Source organism: Paenibacillus darwinianus (assembly GCF_000598065.1).
GTDB lineage: Bacteria > Bacillota > Bacilli > Paenibacillales > Paenibacillaceae > Paenibacillus_I > Paenibacillus_I darwinianus.
Genome location: NZ_KK082151.1, coordinates 20,052 through 29,906 on the forward strand (window position 1 = coordinate 20,052; position 9,855 = coordinate 29,906).

Sequence of the window (9,855 nt, forward strand, 5' to 3'; positions counted from 1 at the left end):
TAGCCGATGCTTGGCGAAGCTATGCAGGCCCCAATCTGGGCTACATATGGGAAAAATACGAGCAGTACGAGCAGGATCCCAAATCGGTGGAACCGGAATACCGGGAGCTGTTCAAGCAATACGGGCCGCCGCCAGCCGAGGAAGCTGCGGACCATATTCGGTATGAAGCGGGCACAACTGCCCGGGAGGTCCCACCATCGCCGAAGGCGGCGGAAGGGGAGGCCGCAATCAGGCGGGCCATCGCGGCAGGCAAGCTTGTCTGGCAGATTCGCGCTTACGGGCATTTGGATGCGGATCTCGATCCGCTCCGACTGGAGCCGCGCGCGGATACCGGGTTGTTCGAGCCGGAGTCTTACGGCTTAACGCGGGGAGATCTCGCCGCTATGCCTGCCGCGTCCGTCTGGGAGGAAGCGCCGCCGGATGTCCGTAACGGCGCCGAAGCGATCGCCCGTCTGAAAGAGGCTTACACCCAGTGCATCGCGTACGAATTCGCTCAGGTGCACGACCGGGAGGAGCGCAATTGGCTTGTCCGGCGGGCGGAAATCGAAGGCTGTCCGCCGAAGCTGGAGGCAGATGAGCGCAGGTCGCTGCTTGGCCGACTGATCCAGGTTGAGGAATTCGAGCGGTTTCTGCACCGTACGTTTGCCGGTCAGAAGCGGTTTTCGATCGAAGGGCTCGATATGCTTGTGCCGATGCTGGACGATATTGTCCGGCGCGCCGCGGAGGCGGGAACCGGGCATGTGATCATGGGGATGGCGCACCGCGGGCGTCTAAATGTGCTTGCACATGTGCTGGGCAAGCCTTACGGCGCGATTTTCTCCGAGTTCCATCATTCTCCCAACAAGGACCTCGTGCCGTCGGAAGGCTCAATGGGCATCAATGTGGGCTGGACGGGAGACGTCAAATACCATCTGGGCCGGCGCTATGAGCTTCAGGGCTCGGAATCCGGCAAGGTCCGGATTACGCTGGCCGACAACCCAAGCCATCTGGAGTTCGTGAATCCTTTGGTGGAAGGGTTCGCCAGGGCTGCTCAGGAGACGCGCGCCAAGGCGGGTTATCCGGAGAGGGACGGCGCCCGCGCGGTGCCGGTGCTCATTCATGGAGACGCGGCGTTCGCCGGCGAAGGCATCGTGGCGGAGACGCTGAATTTAGGCAGCCTCAGGGGCTACAGCAGCGGCGGCACAATTCATATCATCGCCAATAACGGAGTCGGCTTTACGACAGATACGAAGGACGCTCGTTCGACGCGTTATGCGAGCGATTTGGCCAAAGGCTACGAAATTCCGATTTTACATGTGAACGCCGACAATCCGGAAGCCTGCATGGCCGCCGTGCGGATGGCACTGGACTATCGGTCGCGGTTTCAAAAAGATTTCCTGATCGACCTGGTCGGCTACAGACGATTCGGCCATAACGAGATGGACGATCCGGATGCGACACAGCCGTTGATGTACCTCAAGGTTAAGGAGCATCCCACGGCAGCCGCATTATATGGAGAGGCTTTGATCCGTCAAGGGTTTACCGACAGGAAGACGGTTGAACGGGTTCGCGATGAATCCCGTGGGAAGTTGCAACAAGCTTATGAAACCGTCAAACAGCACGAGACGGTCGATCCGGCGCAGGCGAACGCCGGTCAAGCGGGCGCCGAGGGCGTAAATGGCGGCATACGGACCGCCGTTCCTCTGGAGCGGCTGAAGCGCTTGACGTCTGAAATGCTCGATTGGCCCGAAGGGTTCACCGCATATCCGAAGCTGAAACGGATACTGGAGCGAAGGACGGAAGCTTGGAAGGAAGGAGGCGCAGCCGACTGGGCTCTGGCGGAGACGATGGCGTTCGCCACGATGCTGGAGGACGGTGTGCCGATCCGGCTCAGCGGACAGGATGCGGAACGGGGGACGTTCGCCCACCGGCATCTGATTCTGCACGATCCGCAGTCGGGCGCGACCGACTGTCCGCTGCACCGGATAACAAGGGCGCGAGCTTCCTTTGCGGTATACAACAGTCCCTTGTCCGAAGCGGGCGTGCTCGGCTTCGATTACGGCTACAGCGTGCTGGCACCCGAGGCGCTCGTCATTTGGGAGGCGCAGTACGGTGATTTCGCCAATGCTGCGCAGGTCATTTTCGACCAATTCATTGCGGCAGGAAGAGCCAAATGGTCGCAGCGCTCCGGCCTGGTCATTCTGCTTCCGCACGGCTATGAGGGCCAGGGGCCTGAGCATTCGAGCGCCAGGCTCGAACGGTTCCTGCAATTGGCGGCGGACGACAACTGGGCGGTCGCCAATCTGACGCGATCGTCGCAATATTTTCACTTGCTGCGCAGGCAGGCGGCGACCGCCAATACGAATGCCGTAAAGCCTTTGGTGCTGATGGCGCCGAAAAGCCTCATCCGCCACCCGCGAGTCGCTTCGCCGGCCTTGGAGTTTACAGACGGCGCGTTCCGTCCGGTATGGGAACAGCCGGGTACGGGAGAGGATGCCGCAAACGTGCGGCGTCTGATTGTCTGCTCCGGCAAAATCGCCATCGATTTAGAGGATGCGCTGGCGCATGGAGAAGCAAACGAGGCGCTTCACATCGTCCGGGTTGAGCGGCTTTATCCGTTCCCGGAGCAGGAGCTGAGTGATATCGCTGCCCGATACCCGAAGCTGGAGGAGCTGGTGTGGGTGCAGGAGGAGCCGCGTAATATGGGCGCATGGTTCTATGCTGAGCCGTATGTGCGCGCTTTGGCTCCGGAAGGTGCGGCTGTGCGGTATATCGGCAGGCCCGAGCGCTCCAGTCCGGCAAGCGGCTATCAGCATGTGCACGGCTATGAGCAGCATTTTATCGTGCGCGAGGCGTTGAAGCCGGCGCAGACGGAGAATCGAATGTGAAAAGGGGGTTTCGGCTATGGCGGATATTACCATTCCCGAGCTGGGTGAATCGATTACCGTAGGAACGATCGCCAAATGGTTGAAACGGGAGGGAGATCCGGTTCGGGCGGGCGACCTGCTGCTTGAGCTGGAGACCGATAAAGTAAATCTGGAGATCAGCGCGGAAACGGACGGTGTGCTGGCCTCCGTGCTGAAGCGCGAAGGAGATACGGTTGCCGTCGGCGAGACGGTCGCGGTTATCCGGGAAGGCGGCGACGCGTCGGCTTCTCCGCCCGCGGCGGCAGCCTCGGCTGCGCGGACGGCAGGTGAAGTGGCCGCGCACGCAGGGGAAGCCGTTCCGGTTGCCGGACCCGACCAGGGGAAGGCTTCAAGGCCGCAGGATATCGCGAAGCGGGAGGCGGAGCGGCAGGCCGCGCGTTCAGCGGAAGAGAACGGGCCGGTGTCGGCTTCTCCGGCGGCCAGAAGGCTGGCGCGGGAGCAGGGCATCGACCTGGAGCGGGTCAAGGGCCGGGACCCGTTCGGCCGCGTGTATTCCGAAGATGTGCGTTCCTACCGCAGCATGCCTGCCGAGAAGAAGCCGGTAGCCGGTGGGGACCGGGGGCAAGCTTCCCAAAGCGGAGACAACGGGGCCGATTCCGGCAGGTCCGTCGAACGCCAACGCATGTCCCGCAGGCGGCTCACGATCGCCAAACGGCTTGTCCAGGCGCAGCAGACGGCCGCCATGCTGACCACTTTCAACGAGGTCGACATGTCTGCCATTATCGAGCTGCGCAAGCGGAGGAAAGACTCGTTCAAGGAGAAGCATGACGTCGGTCTGGGCTTCATGTCTTTTTTTACCAAGGCCGTCATCGGGGCGCTTAAAGCCCAACCGCTGCTCAATGCCGAAATTGACGGCGACGAGGTCATTATCAAGAAGTTTTTCGATATCGGGATTGCCATAGCCGCCAAGGAAGGGCTGGTGGTTCCGGTTGTTCGGGGCGCCGACCGGCTGAGCTTCGCGGAAATCGAACGGAGGATCGGGGAGTTGGCAGCCAAAGCGCGATCCAATTCGCTTAAGCTGGACGATCTGCAGGGCGGTTCGTTCACGATTACGAACGGAGGCGTATTCGGCTCTCTGCTGTCTACGCCGATTCTGAACACGCCGCAGGTCGGCATTCTCGGCATGCATAGAATCCAGCTTCGCCCGGTGGCGATCGACGAAGAGCGGATGGAGAACCGGCCGATGATGTATATCGCGCTTTCATACGATCATCAGATCGTGGACGGAAGCAAGGGGGTGCGGTTTCTTGTCACGGTTAAAGAGTTGCTTGAGGACCCGGAAGCGCTTTTGCTGGAAGGATGAGCAGGCGAGCCGATTTATCGACACGCTTGAGATCGCGCAAGCGGCCCCAAGGGGGCGGTGCGGCGGCTTGCTTTTGGACAGGGTAATTGTTATAATTAATACGCTTGAATAATTGCTTTGCAATGTCCAAATTCGTACTGGCGCGGTCATCGGAGCCGCAAGGATGGAAGAGAGGCAGGGCTTTCGTTGTATTTGTTCGCAAAGAACGGAGCCTTTTGAGAATACCTGACGAAGAATCGACGGAATCGGAAACGGATGTTTTTCTGCTCGGCAAGCTTACAGCATACGCAGGAGGTACGAAAGCATGCAAACGGAAGGTACAGTAAAGTGGTTTAATGCGGAAAAAGGTTACGGTTTTATTCAAGTGGACGACGGCGACGACGTATTCGTGCATTTCAGCGCCATTCAAGGCGACGGCTTTAAGACGCTGGAAGAGGGTCAACGCGTGCAATTCACGATTGCACAAGGCAATCGCGGCCCGCAAGCCGAGAATGTAGTTAAACTGTAAGTCGCCAGAACAAACCGCCCGTGAGTCATGTTTCATGACTTGCAGGCGGTTTTTGCGTTGAGTTTTATGGCCCCGTCGCCCAAAATCAATCTAAATTTTAGGCAGTTTTCGTTCAGGCAAACCGTTAACATATCCCCCAAGGGGGTATGATCAGTTGGAAAGGAGATGCTAACAGGTTAGCCCATTCCAATAGCTGTGCCGTCCGTGTTTATTTCGTTGATGACGATTTTCGGCAGCATTTTGAGAGCGGCGGGCGATACGAAAACCCCGATGAATATTTTCCTATATGCCCGGTTACGATTTGGCGATTGCCGCAACGACGCTTGTCGGACAAAGCCTTGGGCCAAACCGTCCCAAAGATGCTTATAGTTACGGCATGCTGACAGGGTGCGGGCGATACGAAAAGTCCCTTGTACAGCACCGCCATCGGCATGTGGTTGGTGAGAGTCGCCGGCGTCTACATCATGAGTATTTATTTTGGCATGGGGATTGCGGGCGTTTGGCTGTCGATCGCGATCGATCTTCTGATTCGAGCCGTATTTCTATTGTATCGTTTTAAAAAGCGGATGAGTAAAATTTGACGAAGACAACGGGGTTTTTATTTGCGTGAATACGGGTATGTATACTACGTTATGTAGTATTTTATCTAAGGGATCATTTCGAGTGAGGATATGATCTTTGTAACTGGAAACAATACGGAAGCGATGGGTAGAATCTATTTCACAGTCCAGAGGTGAATGTAATGATCAAAGATCATAGTAAAGGACATCACGATCATGCTTCGAATCATACGGCGGACCGATCGCCCGGCCGCGGCAAGCATGCCGGCCACTCCCACACGGGGGACAAGCATGACGGCCACCATGTCGACGATTTTAAAAAACGGTTTTATATTTCCCTGATCGTGACGGTACCAATCCTCATGCTCTCACCGATGATCCAGATGTTTCTCGGTGTGAATTGGCGGTTCTCCTATGACACGGTGATTCTCTTTCTCCTCTCTTCTTTTGTTTTCTTTTATGGCGGTGCGCCCTTCTTGACCGGTGCCTTTCGTGAATTGAAGCAAAAGGCGCCCGGCATGATGACATTAATTTCTCTGGCCATCGTTGTTGCGTACGTTTACAGCTCGCTATTTGTGTTTGGACTGACGAGTGCGGATTTTTTCTGGGAATTGGCTACGCTGATCGTCATCATGCTCCTGGGTCATTGGCTCGAGATGAAGTCCGTTATGGGGGCTTCCGGCGCGCTTGAAGAGCTGGTCAAATTAATTCCTTCGGAAGCGCATCTCGTTACAGCGAGCGGGGTCACGAAGGAAGTCGCCGTTTCGTCGCTGTTGCCGCAGCAAACCATTTTGATTAAACCGGGTGAGCGTGTTCCCGTTGATGGCATCATTGCGAACGGGCAATCCTCGGTGGATGAATCGATGCTTACGGGCGAGTCCGTTCCGGTCGTTAAAAGTCAGGGCGACCGAGTAATCGGAGGCGCCGTCAACGGCGAAGGCGCTTTGACGGTCACGGTGCAGAATGCCGGTGAGGAAGGCTATTTGTCTCAAGTCATCTCGTTGGTTAAAGAAGCCCAAGAATCAAAATCCAAAACTCAGAATTTGTCGGACCGCGCTGCCAAATGGTTGTTTTATATTGCATTGGCTGCCGGTTTGATTACACTTATCGCTTGGTTGTCCATGGGTTACAGCTTTGATTTTGCCATGCAGCAGATGGTCACCGTTATGATTATCGCTTGTCCGCACGCACTTGGGCTTGCTGTTCCTCTAGTCGTATCCACTTCGACATCGATTGCCGCCAAAAAAGGATTGTTGATTCGAAACCGCACCGCCTTTGAGGAAGCGCGAAAGTTAAATGCGGTCGTATTCGATAAAACCGGTACGTTGACACAAGGTAAATTCGGGATTACCGACATTTATCCGGCCGCCGACTTTACTGAAAATGAATTGCTGTCCCTTGTCGGTGCGCTGGAAGCGCAATCTGAACACCCGATCTCCAAAGGGGTCGTAGAAGAGGTTAAAAAACGCGGCATTACGCTGTCCCGGCCGGAGTCGTTTGAAGCGATGACCGGTAAAGGACTTAAAGGGATAGTCGATGGCAAGGACGTTAAAGTCGTAAGTCCCGGTTATATGAATCAGGAGAATATTCCGTATTCGACTGAAGACTACCGCCGGCTTTCTTCCGAGGGAAAAACGGTTGTGTTCGCGATAATCGACGATCGATTCGCGGGTATGATTGCCTTAGCCGATCAAGTCAGGGAAAGCGCCAAGAACGCGATAGACAAATTGAAAAACCTCGGGATTCAAGCGATGATGCTGACCGGCGACAATAAGCAGGTAGCGGAATGGGTGGGAAGCAAGCTTGAACTGGATGAGATTTATGCCGAAGTCCTTCCGCATCAAAAAGCGAACAAAATCGCTGAAATTCAAATCGGGGGATATCGGGCGGCCATGACCGGCGATGGGGTGAACGACGCTCCAGCGTTGGCTAAAGCGGATCTTGGCGTTGCGGTTGGTGCCGGAACGGATGTAGCCATAGAAACGGCCGATGTTATCCTGGTGAGAAGCGATCCGGAGGACGTGGTTTCCATTGTCGAATTATCCAAAAAAACGTACAGTAAAATGATTCAGAATTTATGGTGGGCAACCGGCTATAACATCGTTGCGATTCCATTGGCAGCCGGCGTATTATATGGGGCAGGAATTCTGTTAAATCCCGCTTTGGGAGCGGTGCTCATGTCCCTCAGCACGATTGTCGTGGCGATTAATGCCAAACTGTTGAAGGTATAGGATGCGTTATGCGTACGACCGTAGTCTCGCGGTAACTGTCCCAGATCCTCTTTTGTAATTATGGAGTAATAAGCGTACTGTTTCCTCAAGAAACGGGCGCTTATTTTCATGGGGCGACTCCCCGACGTTCAACGATCGGGCATAATGGTTGACACAAGGCAAAATATCACTTATGATAATACCCATAGGGGTATGAGTATTAGATTTACGCGTTTACAGCACAAGAAGTTTCTGCAATCAGTGCCAGTGGATACTTGCCGGGCTGATCACAGCAACCGTAATTAAAATTTGGATAGATATTTTGACATGAACAGGAGTGCGAAAAAAAATTGATACTTAAATACATTTACGGGTATATGTATATTGGGGGAGAAAGTTTCCTTAATGGATAAACTAAAGTAAACGTGGACGATTAGTGAAATGTTGGGAATGGAGAAGGTGCCGTAAATAACAAACATGGAGGTTATGGAAAATGTCGACACCATCAGCGGTTCAAGCTGATCTGACACTGGATTGCAAAGGGCTTGCTTGTCCAATGCCTATTGTTAAAACGAAAAAGGCCATGGATCAATTGAATTCCGGTCAAGTTATCGAGGTTCAAGCTACAGATAAAGGCTCATTGGCAGATATTCAAGGTTGGGCCAAAAACACCGGCCATCAATATCTAGGAACGATTCACGAAGGAGAAGTGTTGAAACATTACCTTCGTAAAGCGAATCCGAGCGAAGTTAAGGAAGAAGTGAAGTTTCCGCATATTTTGACCAATGAGGAGCTACAGAAAAAGCTGGAAGCCAATGAAAAGCTGACGGTTTTGGATGTACGCGAGCCGGCGGAATATGCTTTTCACCGAATACCGGGAGCGATTTCCATTCCGTTGGGGGATTTAGAAAACCGTCTAAATGAGCTGGATCCTGACCAGGAAATTCAAGTCGTTTGTCGAACCGGAACTCGAAGCGATTTGGCCTGCCAGCTGTTATCTGAGAAAGGCTTTAAGCATGTAAAAAACGTCGTGCCTGGCATGTCCGGATGGACCGGTCCGATTGAAAAAAATCAATAAAAACCTACGTTCAAATATAGGGAGGATTGAAAGATGACAACTGGAACTGATTTACGGATGATGACTGCAAAAGAACTGACACGAATCGTGTTGAATAAGGAAGAACTATTTATTCTGGATGTTCGCAATGAAAGTGATTTTAACGACTGGAAAATTGAAGGGGAACGTATTGAAGTCATCAATATCCCGTATTTTGAATTGTTGGACGGAGCGGACCCCGCGCTCGATAAAATTCCAAATGGTAAAAAAGTGCTGGTTGTTTGTGCAAAGGAAGGGTCATCGCAATTTGTAGCTGAACAGATTGTGGAAGCCGGACGAAGCCATGTTTTTTATCTGCAAGGCGGCATGAAGTCTTGGAGCGAACATTTGGAGCCCGTCAAAATCGGCGATTTGAAAGACGGAGGTTCGATTTACCAGTTTGTCCGGATCGGCAAGGGATGCCTCTCCTATATGGTCGTTTCCAATGGCGAAGCGGCCATGGTGGACACGCTCAGAATGACCGATGTGTTTGAAAGCTTTGCACAAGAAAACCAGCTCCAGATCAAACACACCATTGATACCCACCTTCACGCTGACCATATATCCGGGGGGAGAACATTAGCCGATAAAGTTGGAGCAACCTACTGGCTGCCTCCGAAAGATGCGGAGGAGGTCGTTTTCAATTACTCAAAGCTTGATGAAGGTCATGCAATAACAGTAGGAAATACAAAAATCAACATTCAACCTGTATATTCGCCGGGTCATACGATTGGCAGCACATCTTTGATTGTAGACGATCAATATTTGCTGACGGGCGATATTTTATTCATCGAATCCATCGGGCGTCCCGACTTGGCGGGTAAAGCGGAGGATTGGGTCGGAGATCTTCGCAACACACTGTATAACCGGTATAAAGAACTGTCGAACGATTTAATCGTACTTCCCGCTCACTTCGGAAAGGTTTCCGAACTTGGTGACAGCGGAAAAGTATTTGCCCGTTTGGGAGACTTGTATCAAAAGAACCCAGGGTTAAACATCCGGGATGAAGCGGAGTTTAGACGTACGGTAACGGAAAATTTACCGCCGCAGCCCAACGCGTATCAAGAAATACGTCAGACCAACATGGGCAAAATTCAACCGACTGACGAAGAACAACGTGAAATGGAAATTGGTCCAAACCGCTGCGCGGTTCACGATAAATAAGGAGGGAATTATCGAATGCAACCAGATGTGATTGTTGATACCAAAGGAATGGCGTGCCCGATGCCGATTGTGAAGGCGAAAAAAGCGCTGGATGGCCTGCAAACCGGA

General features: G+C 53.3%; 7 protein-coding genes. All 7 read left to right on the forward strand.

Features of this window, described 5'->3' with window-relative positions:
* A partial coding sequence (locus BG52_RS06905; RefSeq protein WP_036667012.1) for a 2-oxoglutarate dehydrogenase E1 component occupies positions 1-2,867 on the forward strand: 2,867 nt, incomplete at its 5' end.
* A 16-nt stretch (positions 2,868-2,883) separates the two neighbouring features.
* Entirely contained in the window at positions 2,884-4,209 is a 1,326-nt protein-coding gene (gene odhB, locus BG52_RS06910; protein ID WP_036584036.1) for a 2-oxoglutarate dehydrogenase complex dihydrolipoyllysine-residue succinyltransferase, read from the forward strand.
* Positions 4,210-4,513: 304 nt separating this feature from the next.
* A complete protein-coding gene (locus tag BG52_RS06920) occupies positions 4,514-4,717 on the forward strand; it encodes a cold-shock protein (protein ID WP_036667016.1) in 204 nt (67 codons plus the stop codon).
* A gap of 742 nt (positions 4,718-5,459) precedes the next feature.
* On the forward strand, positions 5,460-7,508 hold the full coding sequence (locus BG52_RS06925; protein ID WP_036667017.1) for a copper-translocating P-type ATPase: 2,049 nt from the start codon (positions 5,460-5,462) through the stop codon (positions 7,506-7,508).
* Positions 7,509-7,980: 472 nt separating this feature from the next.
* The gene (locus BG52_RS06930; RefSeq protein ID WP_036667019.1) at positions 7,981-8,565 is read left to right on the forward strand and encodes a sulfurtransferase TusA family protein; all 585 of its coding nucleotides are present in this window, start codon (positions 7,981-7,983) and stop codon (positions 8,563-8,565) included.
* Between the two features lie 33 nt (positions 8,566-8,598).
* The gene (locus tag BG52_RS06935; RefSeq protein WP_036667020.1) at positions 8,599-9,747 is read left to right on the forward strand and encodes an MBL fold metallo-hydrolase; all 1,149 of its coding nucleotides are present in this window, start codon (positions 8,599-8,601) and stop codon (positions 9,745-9,747) included.
* A 15-nt stretch (positions 9,748-9,762) separates the two neighbouring features.
* A partial coding sequence (locus BG52_RS15310; protein WP_144340754.1) for a sulfurtransferase TusA family protein occupies positions 9,763-9,855 on the forward strand: 93 nt, incomplete at its 3' end.